Below are 16,431 nucleotides of genomic sequence, written 5' to 3' on the forward strand. Positions count from 1 at the left end.
TGCTATTGTGCTATAATGAGGCGAATCTCATAGCAACCCGAATTAATGAAACAAAGGAGCTCTTCGACGTGCGCGCAACATTACCCGAAGCCTATATTAGCCAGATGAAACAATTGCTCGGCCCCGAATCGGAAGATTTCTTGGACAGCTACGATCAGCCGAGGACGTACGGCCTGCGAATCAATACGCTCAAATCCGGCGTATGGCCTTCCGTCCAAGGGGCGTTAACGGACGCTTTCGGCTTGGCGCCCATTCCCTGGTGCGAGACCGGTCTCTATTACGACGAACTAGCCCGCCCCGGCAAGCATCCCTATCATGCCGCAGGCCTATACTATATTCAGGAACCATCGGCGATGACGGCCGCCGAGCTGCTGGACGTCCGCCCGGGCCTAACCGTACTGGACCTCGCGGCCGCGCCCGGCGGCAAGACGACCCAGATCGCGGGCAAGATGAACGGAAAAGGCTTGCTCATCGCGAACGAAATTCATCCGGCTCGCGCCAAAATATTAAGCGAGAACGTGGAGCGCTGCGGTATCGCGAACGCGGTCGTCGCGAATGCCGCTCCGGACGAATTGTCGAAGCGGTTCCCCGCCTTCTTCGACCGGATCATGCTCGACGCGCCGTGCTCGGGCGAAGGCATGTTCCGCAAGGATGAAGGCGCGGTCGCGGAATGGTCGCCGTCGCACGTCGCCATGTGCGCGGCGCGGCAAGCCGATATTTTGGCGCATGCGGCGGCGATGCTGAAGCCCGGCGGACGGATGGTTTATTCCACTTGCACGTTCAACCGCTCGGAGAACGAAGACGCGATGCTGGCCTTTTGCCGGCTCCACCCCGAATTCGAGCTCGTTCTGACCGAGCGGGTATGGCCGCATTCTGCTCGCGGGGAAGGGCACTTCGTCGCCGTGCTCCGCAGATCGGAGTCCGCCGAACCGCTGCCGGCGGCGCAAGACCGCAAACCAGGACGCAAGGGAAGACAGGCCGCCGCCGGTACCGCGCTGAAATCGGAAATGGCGCTCTTCCACGACTTTGTCCGAGAGTCGCTGCCGCAAGGCATCGAACTCGCGCCCGGCGAGCCGATCCGGTTCGGCGACGCCCTGTACTGGCTGCCTCACGGCTCTGCCAATGGACGCTTCGCGAGCGCGGACCTTCAAGGCTTGAAAGTCGCGCGTCCCGGTCTCCATCTGTGCGACATTCGCAAAAACCGGGCGGAACCATCGCATGCGCTTGCCATGGCGCTGCCCGCATCCGCCGCGAAGTGGACGCAGTCTTACGCCTCGGATGCGCCGGAGATCGCCGCCTATCTGCGCGGCGAGACGCTCGCCGCGGCAGAAGATCATGCGGGCTGGGGCTTGATTGCCGTCGACGGCCTTCCCCTCGGCTGGGGCAAGGCGAGCGCCGGCATCGTGAAGAATCATTTGCCGAAAGGGCTGCGCGCTTTTAAATAAATACGCGGCAATCGGTAACGCCCGACACCTCCCCCCTTGCCACCAATGTATCCATGCGGCATCGAGGCCCATACTCATGCCCATTTCGAAGGCATACCCGGCAACCGTCCAGTCCTTCTCGGCCGCCTCGCATATGATATCGTATACCGAGTGCCGAGAGACGCACACAAGACGACGCAGCGGCGGCGCCGGGAAAATACCTGAATATGGGAGGAATTTCAATGTCCGGTGTACATGGTGGCGGCTTCACATCTGCAGGTATAATCTTGGTTCTGTTCATCCTGCTGGTTATCGTAACGCGCGGCGTGCTTTACTAATCGCGGCCCATTCATTATAAGCAATCAAAATAAGGCATTAAAAAGCGTAAGGACCCGGGGTCCTTACGCTTTTTCCATTTGGCCGCTTACGACCACGCGAATTCGCGCAGCGCATGGGCTACCCCGTTCTCTTCGTTCGAACGGGCCAGCGCGTTCGCGCTCGCCTTCACGGCATCCGGCGAATTGGCCACCGCCACGCCAAAGCCCGCGAATTCCAGCATGCCGATATCATTGTAGTAATTGCCGATCGCCATAATCCGCTCCGGCGCGATGCCGCGCAGCGCCGCCAACTGCCGAAGCGCGGCCGCTTTGCTCGCCTCCGGATGCATGACGTCGATGAAGAAGTCGCCGCTGCGAATATGGGACAAGCCGTGCGTCCAGCCGTTCCACGCCTCTTCGACCCGATCCATCTCCTCCAGCGAACCGAATACCGTAAACTTGACGAGCCCGGTCGGGAGCGGGTTTGCGAACGGTCCGAGGATCGGCTGGACGTCGAACATGGCGTACATCGCCTCGGCTTCCTTGCGCACGGTCTCCGCCATCAGCTCGAACGCCGTATTGAGATCGAAATGGTGGCCGCCCTCGCGGCAAAACGCGATAAAGCGCATGACTTCCTCCGGCGACAAATCGTACTGATGGAGCACCTTCCGCTTCGCGGCATCTACCGTCGCCGCGCCGTTGTGGGTAATGATCGTGCCCGAAAGTCCCAGCTCCGCGAGCACCGGAAGCGTGTTGACGGGACCTCTGCCCGTGCACAGCACGATCTCCGCGCCGCGTTCGGCCGCCTCTTGCACCGCCGCTTTCGTCTCGTCCGTCAATTGGTGCGCGTCCGTAAGGAGCGTGCCGTCGACGTCGAGCGCAATCATATCGTAATGTAGTGCCATATCAGCCATTCCTCCTGCTTTAATCAGTCCGCGCGGTCCGAACGGCGAACAACGCTTCGAGCTCTTCTGCCGTCAAGGCGCGGTATTGACCGAGCGGCAACGTTTCGTCCAGCCGAAGCGGTCCCATTGCGACTCGCCGCAAATAGACGACGTTCTTGCCCACCGACTCGAACATCCGCTTGACCTGATGAAATTTCCCTTCATGGATCGTCAACGTGATTCGGCTGTAGACGCCGTCCTCCCGCTCCTCCTTGCCGTCGATCCGCAGCTGGGCCGGCATGGTCAAATAGCCGTCGTCCAACGCCACGCCTTCGGCGAACGCCCGAATGTCATCTTCGCCCACGTCGCCGAGCACGTTTGCTTCGTACGTCTTCGGAACATGCTTCTTCGGCGACAGCAAATCATGGGCGAGCGCGCCGTCGTTCGTGATGAGCAGCAACCCTTCCGTGTCCTTGTCCAACCGCCCCACCGGGAACGGCTTCAGCACCCGATCCGCGTCCGCGAGCAGATCGATGACCGTCCGGTCCCGCGAGTCCTCGGTCGCCGACACGACGCCCTGCGGTTTGTTCAGCACCACGTATATTACGTCTTGATAGACGACTCGCTCGCCGTCGATGACGACGTCGGCTTTCTCCGGGTCCAGTTGCATGCCGCTGTCCTTGGCCCGGACGCCGTCCACGGTGACGCGCCCTTGCTTGACCGCGATTTTCACTTCGCTGCGCGAACCGAAGCCCATATTCGACAACAGCTTGTCCAGCCGCATCCGCTTCGCCATTACATCCACCTCCAGCCGGCGGGCAGCTCGTTCTTGAGCATTCCGCCGCCGCTATATTTGCCCCAACCGACGGGGTAATCGTTCACGCAGACGAGCACGTAGCCGGAAGGTAGCGGGTTGGCCGATTCGTCCCCTTCCGCACCGCCGCGCAATCGCAGATCGCGTTCCTCGATATGGAGCGTCTCGCCTTTCAAATACCGAATAAGATCCGCATCCTCCGCTTCATAATGGAGCGACATTCGCGTTTCGTCCGCGCTCAACGCCATGGCGAGCGGATGGGACGGGGCGAACCGATAAGTGCCCGCTTCGCCGACGTACCAGCCGGGGCGAACGACCGTCAACCCATCCAGCGGCGGCACGACGGCCGGCTGCAGGTATACTCTCGTGCCGTACGCCACGATGCGATAACCTTCTCTGGCTAACCGGTGCAAGTGCGCTGCGCCGAACTGCTTCCACGCATCCGACGGATTACCCGCATGCGCGAGGGCCGCCTTCGCCGCTTTCGAACGAAAATCCTTCGCTTTCGGCGCCGACTTCAGCGCGCGGTCCTGCTCGCGGTCCCGTTTGCGCTCTTCACGCTTATTGGCCGCTGGTCGGCCGGTGTCGCTCCGTCGGTTTCCCACCCGACCCCCGTCGTCGCCATTAAGCTTCCCGACTTCGACAGCATCCGACGACTGACCGCTGCGCGCATCTAGAGAACCGTCTTTGGGTTCGCCGCTTTTGCGCAGGACGGCCGCATAATGGCCTTCGCCCTCGGTCAAATGCGGCCACAGCCGCACCGTGCCGGCTATGCTGGCCAGCCGCGGTTCGGACAAGCTCGCTGCGGCTTCAGCTTCCACCCACGCCGGTCTTCCCGGCGCCCAGCCGTACGCCAGCGGCACGGGCACCACCTCCAGCTCCGGACTAGCCGCGAGCAGCTCGGCGATCTGCGTTTCGTTCTCTTCGGGCGAGAACGTGCATGTCGAATAGACGAGCGTGCCGCCCGGAGCGAGCATGTCCGCCGCGTGCTTCAGAATGTCGCGCTGCATCGCCGAGCATCGCTCGACGGAATGCTTCTCCCACTCGGCGATCATCGATTCGTCCTTGCGGAACATCCCTTCGCCGGAGCATGGCGCGTCAACGAGAATCTTGTCGAACCATTCCGGAAAGACGCGGGCGATTGCCGCCGGCTCCTCGTTCAGGACGACGGCGTTGCGGATGCCGGCCAGCTCGACGTTCTTCGCGAGCGCCTTCGTTCGCTCCCGCGCGTTGTCGTTGGTGACCAGCACGCCCTCGCCCTTCAGCTTGGCCGCCAACTGCGTGGACTTGCCTCCGGGCGCGGCGCACAAGTCGAGCACGCGGTCGCCCGGCGCGACGCCGAGCAGCTCCGCCGGCACCATGGCGCTCGGCTCTTGAATATAGTACAAGCCCGCGTGATAATGCGGGTGCTTGCCTGGTCGGTCTTGTTCCTCGTAATAGAAGGCGCCCTCCGCCCATGGCACGGGCGTCAAGCGATCCTTGAGCGGCGACATCGCCAAGAATGCCTCCGGCGCAAGCTTCAAGCCGTTCACCCGCAGGCCGTATTTGCGCGGACGTTCGTAGGAAGCGAGGAACGCTTCGTATTCCGGCCCGAGCAGCCGTTTCATTTTATCCGCGAACGATTGCGGCAACGTGATCCCCATGCTGTCGATCCTACTCCTTTGCGCTTTGCCTGTCACACCTTATGGAAATCGCGGTTTTTTCTCTATTCGTCTTATTGTATAATAAAGCCGTTAGCTTGACCAACATTCGTGCCCAAGTCGGAGGTTGATTCATGTCGAAGAATAAGAATACGTACGCTAGCAACAAGAAAAGCGGAAGCAAGAAACCGGTCATTATCGTCCTCTCCGTGATCGTCGTTCTGATCGGACTGCTCGTCGTCGTGAACATGATGACCAAGGACAACGTGTACGGCAAAAGCATGTCCCAGCTGAACCCGGCGACGCGCGAACTACTGGATGACCCGAACTACCAGAACATCATGCTGCCGGACGAGCTCGACCAGCTCAAGGCCGACAAAAAGAACTTCTTCGTGTATTTCTTCTCCTCCACCTGTCCGCACTGCAAATACACGACGCCGGAACTGACTCCGGTCGTGAACGAGCTGGACGTGGATATGAAGCAGTTCAATACGCTGGAATTTCCCGCTTACATCCGCAGCGAGATCATCGAATATACGCCAACCTTGGTTTATTACGAGAACGGCGTCCAAGTCGAAAAAATCGTGGGCGGTCTCGCGGAACCGGGAACCGACGGCAACAAAATCGAAGACTACCGCGCCTTTTTCGAGAAATATAAAGCCAAGGTGAACGCGCCCCGGAAAGGATGAACCGCGCCATGAAACGCTGGTTTAAACCAAACAGGCCTCTCCTTTCTACCCTGACTAGCGGAACTGCGAATGTCGTTACGCCCCATCAGCGGCGCAAAGCCATCCGTCAGCTGCTCGCGCTCGCGGGCGTTACCGCGGCCTCGATCGCGATTCTGTCCGCTTGTGGCGGAAGCAAGGAAGACGGCGCGCATCTCCATGGCAACGAGCTGATCGAGACGACGGCCTCCTATCAGACGATGCCCGGCTTTCTAAGCGACTACACCGATCTAACGCAATCGCTCTACGCGCAAGTCGGCGGAGCCGCGGATATCATGAAGCAGATCAATTGCTACTGCGGATGCATGGATTACGAAGAAGACGTGCACGATTCGCTGTACCGCTGCTATATCATGGATGCCAAAGAGGGTGAGATTACGTGGACGAACCACAGCGCGAGCTGTGGCATCTGCATGCAGGAACTTCAGGACATTGTGAAACTACAGGGCGAAGGGAAGAACGTGGACGAGATTCGCACGTTCATCGACGACAAGTATAAGCCTTCGACGGCGAGCTAGAACCGCCGGTTGCGCGTCAAAACGACAAGAACCCCGAGATTGCCGGAGACGGCATTGCTCGGGGTTCTATCTTTATACTGGCTTTATTACACTTAGCCTTTCTTCGCACGCTTCAAGGCGGTCTTGATTTCGTCCGCCAGCAAGCGAATACCGTAGGCGTCTTCCTGCTCCCACAGTTCGTTGAAACGCAGCTGGAATTGTGCCGCTTCCCGCACGCGGTGGAAGAAATACAAATCCTGAATGTCGCTGAGAACGCTTGAGACGGCATTCGACTTTTTCTCGAAGTCTGTCTGCGCTTCAAGAATCTCCTGGCGAATGCTCGACATCTCCGTATCCAGCAAGAATGCCGCCTCCGACGCTTTCTTCAGGCGAATGCGCACGTCATCGGGCAAGCTCTCTTTAAACTTATAGTTGAGCGAATGCTCGATCGTCGCCCAGAAATTCATCGCGAGCGTACGAATTTGAATTTCGGCCAACACCTTCGTTAGTCCTAGCGCCGTCTGAACCGGATACTCGACGATCATATGGAAGCTTCGGTAACCGCTCTCTTTAAAATTGGTGATGTAGTCCTTCTCGTAGACGAGCGTCAAATCCTTGCGCGCCCGTATAAGCTCCGCCACCCGTCGGATATCGTCGACGAATTGGCACATAATGCGAATGCCGGCGATGTCCTCGATCCCGGTGTTGATTTTCTCCGGGGGCACGGACAACCGCTTCGCCTTCTCCAGAATACTCGATATTTTCTTCACGCGTCCCGTGACGAACTCGATCGGCGCGTAGGCTTCGCGCACTTTCAGCTCGGTGCGCATCGTCTTGAATTTGACTTTCAACTCTTCTACTGCTTGTTCGTAAGGCTGTAAAAACAGGCTCCAGTCTCTACCGTCCATCCAGCCGCCTCCTGTTCGTTACCGATGATCTGCTCCAACCGCTTCAGCGATGGACGCGTAACCGTCTGCGATAAGCCGCTGCCGTATTCCTAGCGCGAGCTCGTTCAACAGTTCAGGTCCGCGGTATATAAGCGCGGTATAAATTTCGACTAAAGCTGCACCGGCGCGAATTTTATCGTATGCATCGTCTGCCGTAAAAATGCCGCCCGAACCGATAATGGGCAGCTTCCCGCCGGTCTGGCGGTACACGGCGCGAATGACTTCGGTAGATCTTGCTTTGAGCGGAAGACCGCTCAGTCCGCCGGTCTCCTTCTTGTTCGGGTGCGTCAGCCCGTCGCGGCTGATCGTCGTGTTCGTGGCGATAATCCCCGCTGCGCCGCTCTTCTGAATCGTCTCGACCGTATAGCCAAGCTGTTCGTCGGTCATATCCGGCGCGATCTTCACCAACACCGGCTTCGGCCGAGCTCCCGTCTTGGACGCTTGCTTCGCCGCTTCTTCCATAACGGTTGTAAGCAGCAAGCTAAGCTCGTCGCCGTGCTGCAGCGCGCGAAGATCGGGTGTATTCGGCGAGCTGATATTCACAACGAAGAAATCGCCGTACGGATACAGCTTCTGCATGCAGGCGCGGTAGTCTTCGTGCGCCGATTCGTTCGGCGTCGTCTTGTTCTTGCCGATATTCACGGCGATCGGAATACGGCGATCTTGCACGGCGGCCAGCCGCTGCGCCATCGCATCCGCGCCATCGTTGTTGAAGCCCATCCGGTTCACGAGCGCTTCGTCGCTCGGCAGTCGGAACAGCCGCGGCAGCTCGTTGCCGACTTGACCCTTCGGCGTGACCGTGCCAACCTCCGCGAAGCCGAATCCGATATTCGCGAACATCTCGACCGCCTTGGCGTTCTTGTCCAGACCGGCAGCAAGTCCGACTGGATGCGGGAACTGAAGTCCGAACAGGTTCACTTCCAATTCAGGGTACTGCTTCACCCCGTACATGCCGCGCATGACAGCCGGCAGCCCAGGAATTTTAGCTGCGGTATGCAGCCCGTCGATAACAAGGTGATGCGCTTTCTCGGGATCCATCTGAAAGAAGACAGGCTTGGCCAGCTTGGAATACAGCACTTGAATCAACCACTTTCGTTCGTCTATTTAGCTCTATCGAACAGTTTATCCTTTTCTGGCACAAAAAGAAAGAGCTCTGCCCCGCTTGGACCGCCATTTTAAGGCCTTGGCCGCGCATAAAAGGATTGATCGCCACTTCGTAAACGGTTACAATATAACTACATGTCCATTTTGAAAAGAAGGGTTGATTCGCATGAGCCATCCAAAGAAAAGACCGCCTGCCATGAAAACAAAACCTAAAGAAACCGTCAATAAAAAAGCGTTAATTTGGGTGCTCTCGTCCTTCGCCGCCATCGCGATCCTCATGGCCGTGTTGCTCATCGTCAACAACTAATTCGATAACGCTTCTATATAACAGCGCGAACAGGCCGCTCCTTCAACCGAAGGAGCGGCCTGTTCGTTGTTAGGAGAACTGTTTATGCCGCATAAGCACGGCGCCTACATCGGACAGCCACTGCACGTCAAGCTCAGCTTCTTCCGCGAAAAATCGAACCGGCACGAACAGTCGGCCTTCTTTATAGAAAGGAACCGCCGACAGTTTGACGTTCTGCGTCTTGCCCGCCTCGGATTTAGCTATCAAGGCTGCCTTCGCAGTCACCGTGTAACTCAATTCGCCGCGGGTCAATACCGTCTTGCCTTCCCTGTATTGCACGGTGAAACCGAGCTGCTCGGTGATGACGCGCACCGGCACGAACGTCGCTGCGTTCATTACGACCGGCGCGGCATCCGTGGCGATCCGTTGCCGATCCAGCAGCAAATGGATTGTCTCGGCTTTCTTCAACCCGGCCGGCAACGCGTAAGGCCTCACGATGCCGATTCGGTTGTTCCCCGCATCCGCGACCGCGAACGAATCGCCTCCCAGCCACGCGACATCGGTCGGCTTGTTGAAGCCGGATGCCGACGCGACGCCATCCACCCGCCCGGTATCGCCCGGCGTGCCCGCAAGGGTCGTCACGACGCCGTCCTTCAAATAACGGATCGCGTGATTGAGCGAATCCGCGATGAGCAGGCCGCCCTCCGACGTCACCGCCAGCCCTCTCGGCGCGTTGAACTTCGCCTCCGCGGCAACCCCGTCCGCATAATCCCCCGTCACATATGCTTCCTCTTCGCCATAGCCCGGGAACAATCCCGTCCGGCCGCCCGCGACGGTTGTCACGACGCCTTGGCCGAAATCGATATAGCGGATCCGCTGATTGCCCGTATCGCTGACAAATAAATTCCCCTTCGCGTCGAGCGCCAAGCCGCTAGGCTCGTTAAACTTGGCCCCGGCTAGCGGCCCGTCCGCGAAATTACCGGCGAGCTCCGCTTCCTCCGCCGATAAAATCGCGCGCTCCGGCGGCGTGCCGATCGTCGACACCTTCCCGGCTTCGATCTTGCGAATGACATGATTAAGCGTATCCGCCACGTAGATAATGCCATCGGCGGTCACCGCCACGTCTAGCGGATGATAGAAACGAGCCTCCGCCGATTGTCCATCCTTACTGCCGATTGCGCCGTTGCCGGCTATCGTCGTCAACATGCCGGCACGGTCCAGCTTTCGGATTGCATGGTTCTCCGTATCCGCGATGTACATGTTGCCGTTGGCGTCGGCGGCAAGTCCGCCCGGCTCGTTAAGGACGGACTCGCCGATCTTGCCGTCATTCAGCCCGCCAAGCGCCAAGTCCCAGTCTCCGCTCGCCCAGTCCGTGCCGGCAAGCGTCGAGGTAGCGCCGTCTGCCGCAATCGTGCGTATACGCTGATTGTGCGTATCGGCCAGCACGAGCGATCCGCTCACGGCAAGCAACGAGGTTGGCTGATTAAAGGTCGCTTCGCTACCCTTCCCTTCTCGATAAGCGTACTCTCCGCTGCCGGCCAGCGTATGGATTTCGTATAAAGATTTCTTGGTTTCTAGCGCGGAAGCTGAAGCCCCCGCGGCCGCTGCAGGCTCAACCGTCGTCAGTAGAAGCGCCGAGCCCAATGCCGCCATGATTAAGCTATTCTTCATGTGCACATGCTCCTAACCTTGCTGTGTAGGGCGAATGGTGAATTCGCCATAATAAGTGGAACGATACACGGCCTCGCCGTTCTCGTTCAGTCCCGTGACGCTCTTCAAACGGAAACGAAGCGTATCACCGGAGACGATCGAGGAGCCAAGCGCGAACGGCAGCCGAACGATCGCAGCCGGATCTTGGATCGCGAGCGCCTCGCCCGCAAATTTGGCAACCGAGTACACCACCGTCGGCTTCGGCAGCGAACCGCCGTTTTGCGCGGCGCTCATCAGCTTAAGCTGATCGGCGCTTAGCGCGTTCGGCAGGATTTCGCCGGCTGGCTCTACTTTGAACGGACTCGTCGTTTTGCGAATAGCGATGTAAGCTGGCGTTTGGTAGGCGTCCATATCAAACGTCAAGCGCTCGTCGTATTCCAATTCCAATTGAAACGCGGAAATTTTCTTGTCCTCGGTGAAATCGTCCAGATTGACATCAATGTTGATCGTGCCCCCGATTTGCTCCCCCGTTATTTTAACGGTCGGGATGACGGAGCTTCCCCCGCTGACAGGCGGGTTCTTGGCGGTCTGGTCGACCGGCTTCTTCAGGTCTTCCGCTTTCTGCGCTAATTTTTCCAACGCCTCGCGATTCCGCTCGTCGGTCGTCTGATTTTGTTCAGCTAATTTACGAATCAGCTCGGCTTGAAGTCGACGTTTCTCTTCCAATAACCGTTGTTCTTGCTCGTAGCGCCGCTGTTCCTGCTCCATTTGCCTCAACGCTTCTTGCAATTCGACTTTTTCTTTTTCGGTTAGATCCATCGTTTCTTTCGTCTTCAGATCAATGATCGTTCGACCGGCTTCTTCATTAACCTGATCGGCCAGTCGCTCCAGCTCCTCCGAATTCACCTTATTCGTCTGCATGGCTTTCTGAGCGATCAAAGTAACAAACAGGTTGTAATTATGCGCAAGTCGCTCCAGATCTTCCTTCGATTCTACGCCCTCGGGCTTGGAGTCGCTGCCCGAGCCGGTTGCCATCTGCTTCTTCCAGCGCTCGATCTGCTGCTGCTGCTCGTTTGCGATATCGGCAGCGCTCATCACGATGGAACGGATGATATCGGGAGGGACGGAGGATACCAGTTTCTCCACGTCAAGCGTCGACACCCACGTATGAACGCCATCCTCGTTCTGCGTCTGCACGATTTGTTGAGATGGGTATATGACCGTTTGCTTCCCCGCTCCCGTCCCGCCGCCGCTGCCGGTATTTTTATTCACTACCGATTCGATCACGCCCGCCGCCAAAACGACGTTCGATACGCGCGTGCGGGGGTTGACGACGACAATAAACTTCGTGCCGCGAACGCCCATGATCGAGGTCGGCGTTTCGACTTCGAAACTGTCCTCGGCCCCGGCCACCGACTTGACCTTCACCCACAACGTTCCCGCCCATACGTTCAGCTTCGTTTTGGAGCCGGTCTTGTCTTTAAGTTTCGTAAAGGATATTTCGGATTCGCCGCCGACCGTCATTTCGTCGCGGTCCGAATCATCGCTTGCCAGTTCGAGTTGGACGCTGCCGTCCTTGCCCGTCTTGAGCAGGTCGCCTTCGTTCAAGCTCATGTTTTTGAACGCCTTGAACGGCTTCGAGCCGCCCGATTTCAGCACGGACACGCTGCCCTTCAGCGATTTGACGATAGCGACGCGCATCACCTGCGCGGATGCCTGTTTCGTTCCCGTCCACAGAACGGCAGGCGCGATCAGCAGCGCGAAGCATAGCATGATCGACGTAAATCTAGCATAATAGCGATTCAAGCGTTCTCCTCCTTATGTAGCCATCTCCCGAGCATGTTGGGTAGGTCCCGATACCTATGAAAATACCGAACCGAACGCCGAGCAACCGAGAGACTCATAACTTCCAGCCTATCTTCTATTCTATCCTCGCGCTCATAAAACTGGCAATACGAAAGACGACAAATAACCCCTGGCCGCCTTAGGCGCCAGGGGTTACAGCTTCAATCGAGCGGGATTTAGTTAAACGGCGAATCCGCGATCTTGATCGAATCCGTCGGGCAGCCGTCTGTTGCGTCCTGCATATCGTCGTACAGGTCTTCCGGAATTTCCTTGACGCCGCGGTTGCCGTCGCCGTCGAAGATTACTTCCGCCAAGCCTTCGTCGTCGTAATCGTAAATGTCTGGTGCCGTCGCGCCGCAAGCTCCGCAAGCGATGCATGTATCTTTATCGACGTAAGTATATTTTGCCACCGTGTTTCCCTCCCAAAAATAAATCGCGTACCGGGTCGTATATCATGCCCATAATTATAATGATTATTATGACTTTAATCATCACTACTATATAACAAAAGCTCGTCTGTTTGCAAGGATGTCCCTCGAATTCGTTTGTTGCGGATGAGCGCCGACGGGTCGTCGCCCAGCATGCCTGCGGTCAGTACCGCGTCCTCGCCGAATTTGTCGCGCAGCATATCCATCGCTTTCGTAAGCGCCTCTTTCTTCGGTTGCTCTTCGTAGCTGAACAGATCCAACTGAATGGCCGATTCGTCCCGCGGACTCAAGTTTTGCAGCGTCACGCCGAGCAAGCGCAGCGGTGCGCCTTCCCGCCAATGCTGATCGAACAGCTTGGTCGCTTCCTTATAAAGGTCCGGCGTGGCATCCGTCGGATTGGGCAACGTCGCAGAACGCGTAATCGTCGACATGTCGGGATTGCGCATCGTGATCTGCACGACCTTGGCCATTAGCTTCTGTCTGCGCATTCTACGCCCCGTCTGATCCGTCAGATTGAGCAGAATCCGATGGGCTTCCTCGCGCTTGGTCACGTCGCGCGGCATCGTCGTCGTGTGGCCGATCGATTTGTTCGGCTCCCGCTGCTCGTTCACCGGCGCGTGGTCGATGCCGTGGGCCGCGGCTTTCATCCAGATGCCGACGACGCCGAATTGCTTCGCGAGCAATCCTTCGTCCGCGGCCGCCAGCTGTCCGATCGTCCGGATGTTAAGCTTTCTTAGTTTGTCCGCCGTCTTCCGCCCGATACCGAATAAAGTGTCGCATGGCTTATCCCACAACAGATTGGGGACATCCCGGATGCGAAGCACGGTGAAGCCGTTCGGCTTCTTCATATCCGATGCCATCTTCGCCAAGAGCTTGTTCGGCGCAACGCCGATCGAACAGGGCAGCTGCCACTCCTCCCGAATCCGCCGTTGTATCGCGCGCGCGATCTCGAGCGGCTCCCCGAAGGTGGAAGAACCGGTAATGTCGAGGTAGCATTCGTCGATCGAGGACGCTTCCACCAAAGGCGTATACTGCGAGGCAATGTTCAAAAATCCTCTGGAGTATTTGCGGTACAGATCGAAATCCGGCTGGATCAGCATCAGATCCGGGCATAGCTTCAGGCCTTGGCGAACGGTCATCCCCGTCTTGACGCCGCGCATGCGAGCCTCATAAGAGGACGTCACGATGACGCCTTTGCGCAGCTCCGCGCTGCCGGCCACCGCGGTCGCCTTTCCTTTATATATGTCAGGCTGCTCCGCTTCATGAACGGAGCAATAAAACGCGTTCATATCGACATGGACGATAATTCGCCCCGTTCGTTTATCCGCCATGTTCCGATCCCTTACCCTTCAGTTACACTGCTGAAATATATAAATCATACAATCGCCGGTTGTCCCGGTCAACCTGCCGTCCAAGCGCAGGTAGCGCTCGCACGATGGCTTGTTCTCCTGCTCGAAAAGCCGATATTTTCGCCGTTTTCGCACCATCCGATTCGTTTACGCCCGATACATCTCATGCTATAATGATAAAATTATGAATTTATAGACAGTTTACATGAGGGAAGGAGCGTCCAAGCAATGGCACAGGCAATCTCCATATTCGACACAACGCTGCGGGACGGCACGCAAGGGGAAGGCATCAGCCTATCGGCCGATGACAAATTGAAAATCGCCCAGAAGCTCGATGCTCTCGGCGTTCATTATATCGAAGGCGGCAATCCGGGCAGCAACAGCAAGGATATCGAATTTTTCCAGCGCGCCAAGAACCTCCGTCTCAATGCGAAACTGACCGCGTTCGGCAGCACGAGACGCAAGAACAGTCTGGCCGAGCACGATACCAGCCTCATCCGGATCGTCGAGTCCGGCGTACCTGCCGCCACGCTGGTCGGCAAATCGTGGGATTTCCATGTGCATACCGCGCTCCAAACGACGCTCGAGGAAAATCTCGCCATGATTTACGATTCGTTCGCTTTCCTGAAGCGCAGCGGCGTCGAGGCGATCTACGACGCGGAGCACTTCTTCGACGGCTACAAGCATAATCCGGAATACGCGTTGGCCGCGCTGCGCAGCGCGCAGGACGCCGGCGCGGATTGGCTCGTGCTGTGCGATACGAACGGCGGCACGCTCCCTTCGGAAATTCACGAGATCGTCTCCCGCGTGCGTTCGGAGCTTACGGCGCCGATCGGCATACATACCCATAACGACTGCGAGCTGGCCGTCGCCAATACGCTTGCGGCCGTCCAAGCCGGCGCAAGGCAAGTGCAAGGGACGATCAACGGATACGGCGAACGGTGCGGTAACGCGAACCTGTGCTCGATTATCCCGAATTTACAGCTTAAGATGAACTACCCTTGTCTGTCGCCGGAACAGCTCCAATCGCTCACGAGCACGGCGCGCTACATTAGCGAGATCGCCAACGCCACCATGCCGGTCGGCCAACCGTTCGTCGGCAACGCGGCGTTTGCGCACAAAGGCGGCATTCACGTATCCGCGATCATGAAAGACTCGAAAACCTACGAGCATATTCAACCGCAGTTGGTCGGCAACAAGCAGCGCATACTCGTCTCCGAATTGGCCGGTCAAAGCAATATCATCTCGAAGGCGCAAGAGCTCGGACTGGATATTAACGCGAACAACGACAAGACGAAGCAAATTATGGAACAGATTAAGGAACTGGAACATCAAGGCTATCAATACGAAGGCGCGGATGCTTCGCTCGAACTGCTGCTCAGAGATGCGTTCGGGGAGACGAAAGCCGTATTCACGCTCGATTCGTTCAAGATGATCATGGAGAAATCGGCTGGCCAAATGAACGCGGAAGCGATCGTGAAAGTAAACGTCGACGGCCAGTCGGTCTACACCGCCGCCGAAGGCAACGGACCGGTCAACGCGCTCGACAACGCGCTGCGCAAAGCTCTTGTTCAATTCTTCCCGAACATCAACGCGATTCATCTGACGGATTACAAAGTGCGCGTCATCGACGAGAAGGACGCGACGGCGGCCAAAGTCCGCGTTCTCATGGAATCCACCGATTTCACGAGCTCCTGGAGCACGGTCGGCGTCTCCAGCAATGTCATCGAAGCGAGCTGGGAAGCGCTCGTCGACAGCTTCCGCTACGCGTTGCTGAAGATGGACAAAGTGGAGCCTGCGCAGGATGAACCGCGCGAGCGATTCGGTCTGGTGAACCACTAACGCGAGCTAATAAGAACGAATAACGCCCCGCCGACAAGATTGGTCTTGTCGCGCGAGGCGTTTTTTCATCTCCCTAAACCTTAACGCTCCGGCTTGGGTTAGTTGAGCCACTTCTCGATTTTATCTTCCCACTCGGCCTTCGTGATAACCCCTTGTACCCGCTCGCGCACAACCCCGTTCTCATCGATAATCAGACTCGTCGGGAACGTGTTGATCTTGTACAGATCGGTTGCCGTCCCCTCGCGGTCCATCAGGATCGGGAACGTCAGCTTCTGCTGGTCGACGAATTCGCGCGCTTGGCGTTCCTTGTCCAGCTTGGTCGAATTGACGCCGAGCAGCACCATGCGGTCCGCGTATTTTACCGACAATTCCTGCAGATCCGGGGCTTCCAGTTCGCAAGGATAGCACCACGACGCCCAGAAATTGAGCAGCGTCAACTTGTCGCTCTGCCCGCCGATCGCGACCGATTGATCGTCCAAATTCGGCAGCGACAACGCGGGAGCCGTATAACCGGGCTTCGGCTTCGATTCCGATGACGATGATGATGATGCCGCCGTGGCATTGCCCGCAGCGCCCTTCGATTGGTTCTGATACAAAGCCGCACCCGTCAGCACAAGAATGACGGCGAGCAGCAGCAGCGTTCTTCTCATGTCAAGCCTTCTTTCGTCTGATTGATTGC

General features: G+C 57.7%; 16 protein-coding genes. 6 read left to right on the forward strand and 10 right to left on the reverse strand.

All coding sequences use genetic code 11. The annotated features are described in order from the left end of the window. Positions 1-68 precede the first annotated feature (68 nt). Both BCM02_RS16440 and BCM02_RS16445 read left to right on the forward strand, forming a co-directional pair. On the forward strand, positions 69-1,445 hold the full coding sequence (locus BCM02_RS16440) for an RsmF rRNA methyltransferase first C-terminal domain-containing protein (protein ID WP_281288197.1): 1,377 nt from the start codon (positions 69-71) through the stop codon (positions 1,443-1,445). Between the two features lie 221 nt (positions 1,446-1,666). Continuing rightward, positions 1,667-1,762: a dihydroorotate dehydrogenase gene (locus BCM02_RS16445; protein ID WP_148930213.1), complete on the forward strand. Its 96-nt coding sequence runs from the start codon at positions 1,667-1,669 to the stop codon at positions 1,760-1,762. A gap of 86 nt (positions 1,763-1,848) precedes the next feature. Here BCM02_RS16445 and BCM02_RS16450 read toward each other — a convergent pair whose 3' ends face one another. The 3 genes from BCM02_RS16450 to BCM02_RS16460 are packed head-to-tail and all read right to left on the reverse strand — an operon-like array spanning position 1,849 to position 5,082. Then, positions 1,849-2,646 (reverse strand): Cof-type HAD-IIB family hydrolase, encoded by a 798-nt coding sequence (locus BCM02_RS16450; RefSeq protein WP_148930214.1) that lies wholly within the window; start codon positions 2,644-2,646, stop codon positions 1,849-1,851. Between the two features lie 19 nt (positions 2,647-2,665). Then, positions 2,666-3,421, reverse strand: coding sequence for a pseudouridine synthase (locus BCM02_RS16455; protein ID WP_148930215.1), 756 nt, complete (start codon positions 3,419-3,421; stop codon positions 2,666-2,668). Then, on the reverse strand, positions 3,421-5,082 hold the full coding sequence (locus BCM02_RS16460) for an RsmB/NOP family class I SAM-dependent RNA methyltransferase (protein WP_148930216.1): 1,662 nt from the start codon (positions 5,080-5,082) through the stop codon (positions 3,421-3,423). Before BCM02_RS16460 ends, BCM02_RS16455 begins: the two co-directional genes overlap by 1 nt. 131 nt (positions 5,083-5,213) lie before the next feature. Between BCM02_RS16460 and BCM02_RS16465 the strand changes: the two genes are divergently transcribed. Together BCM02_RS16465 and BCM02_RS16470 are read left to right on the forward strand one after the other, a co-directional pair. Further along, on the forward strand, positions 5,214-5,768 hold the full coding sequence (locus BCM02_RS16465; protein WP_148930217.1) for a thioredoxin family protein: 555 nt from the start codon (positions 5,214-5,216) through the stop codon (positions 5,766-5,768). Positions 5,769-5,776: 8 nt separating this feature from the next. Next, on the forward strand, positions 5,777-6,322 hold the full coding sequence (locus tag BCM02_RS16470; protein ID WP_148930218.1) for a PCYCGC motif-containing (lipo)protein: 546 nt from the start codon (positions 5,777-5,779) through the stop codon (positions 6,320-6,322). Positions 6,323-6,414: 92 nt separating this feature from the next. Here the strand turns inward: BCM02_RS16470 and yjbM are convergent, their stop codons facing one another. Further along, positions 6,415-7,209 carry a GTP diphosphokinase gene (gene yjbM / locus BCM02_RS16475; RefSeq protein WP_148930219.1) on the reverse strand — a complete coding sequence of 265 codons (795 nt, stop codon included), beginning with the start codon at positions 7,207-7,209 and terminating at the stop codon, positions 6,415-6,417. Between the two features lie 18 nt (positions 7,210-7,227). Then, positions 7,228-8,325, reverse strand: a complete 1,098-nt coding sequence (locus tag BCM02_RS16480) for a quinone-dependent dihydroorotate dehydrogenase (protein WP_187434288.1) — start codon at positions 8,323-8,325, stop codon at positions 7,228-7,230. Between the two features lie 193 nt (positions 8,326-8,518). Between BCM02_RS16480 and BCM02_RS35300 the strand changes: the two genes are divergently transcribed. Further along, complete coding sequence (locus tag BCM02_RS35300) at positions 8,519-8,659, forward strand: hypothetical protein (RefSeq protein WP_187434255.1); 141 nt, start codon at positions 8,519-8,521, stop codon at positions 8,657-8,659. A gap of 69 nt (positions 8,660-8,728) precedes the next feature. Here the strand turns inward: BCM02_RS35300 and BCM02_RS16485 are convergent, their stop codons facing one another. The 4 genes from BCM02_RS16485 to BCM02_RS16500 all read right to left on the reverse strand — a co-directional run bounded on the left by BCM02_RS16485 (position 8,729) and on the right by BCM02_RS16500 (position 13,892). Further along, positions 8,729-10,309 (reverse strand): stalk domain-containing protein, encoded by a 1,581-nt coding sequence (locus BCM02_RS16485; RefSeq protein ID WP_148930221.1) that lies wholly within the window; start codon positions 10,307-10,309, stop codon positions 8,729-8,731. 12 nt (positions 10,310-10,321) lie between these two features. Continuing rightward, positions 10,322-12,094, reverse strand: a complete 1,773-nt coding sequence (locus BCM02_RS16490; RefSeq protein WP_148930222.1) for a FecR family protein — start codon at positions 12,092-12,094, stop codon at positions 10,322-10,324. A gap of 215 nt (positions 12,095-12,309) precedes the next feature. Continuing rightward, positions 12,310-12,543 (reverse strand): ferredoxin, encoded by a 234-nt coding sequence (locus BCM02_RS16495; protein WP_148930223.1) that lies wholly within the window; start codon positions 12,541-12,543, stop codon positions 12,310-12,312. A gap of 74 nt (positions 12,544-12,617) precedes the next feature. Further along, complete coding sequence (locus tag BCM02_RS16500) at positions 12,618-13,892, reverse strand: DNA polymerase IV (RefSeq protein WP_148930224.1); 1,275 nt, start codon at positions 13,890-13,892, stop codon at positions 12,618-12,620. Between the two features lie 246 nt (positions 13,893-14,138). On the opposite strand from BCM02_RS16500, the gene cimA reads away from it, so the two are divergent. After that, on the forward strand, positions 14,139-15,752 hold the full coding sequence (cimA, locus tag BCM02_RS16505; protein WP_148930225.1) for a citramalate synthase: 1,614 nt from the start codon (positions 14,139-14,141) through the stop codon (positions 15,750-15,752). A gap of 98 nt (positions 15,753-15,850) precedes the next feature. Here cimA and BCM02_RS16510 read toward each other — a convergent pair whose 3' ends face one another. After that, positions 15,851-16,402: a TlpA family protein disulfide reductase gene (locus tag BCM02_RS16510; RefSeq protein WP_148930226.1), complete on the reverse strand. Its 552-nt coding sequence runs from the start codon at positions 16,400-16,402 to the stop codon at positions 15,851-15,853. Positions 16,403-16,431 lie beyond the last annotated feature (29 nt).

Origin of the sequence: Paenibacillus methanolicus (assembly GCF_008124765.1) — a bacterium.
GTDB lineage: Bacteria > Bacillota > Bacilli > Paenibacillales > Paenibacillaceae > Paenibacillus_Z > Paenibacillus_Z methanolicus.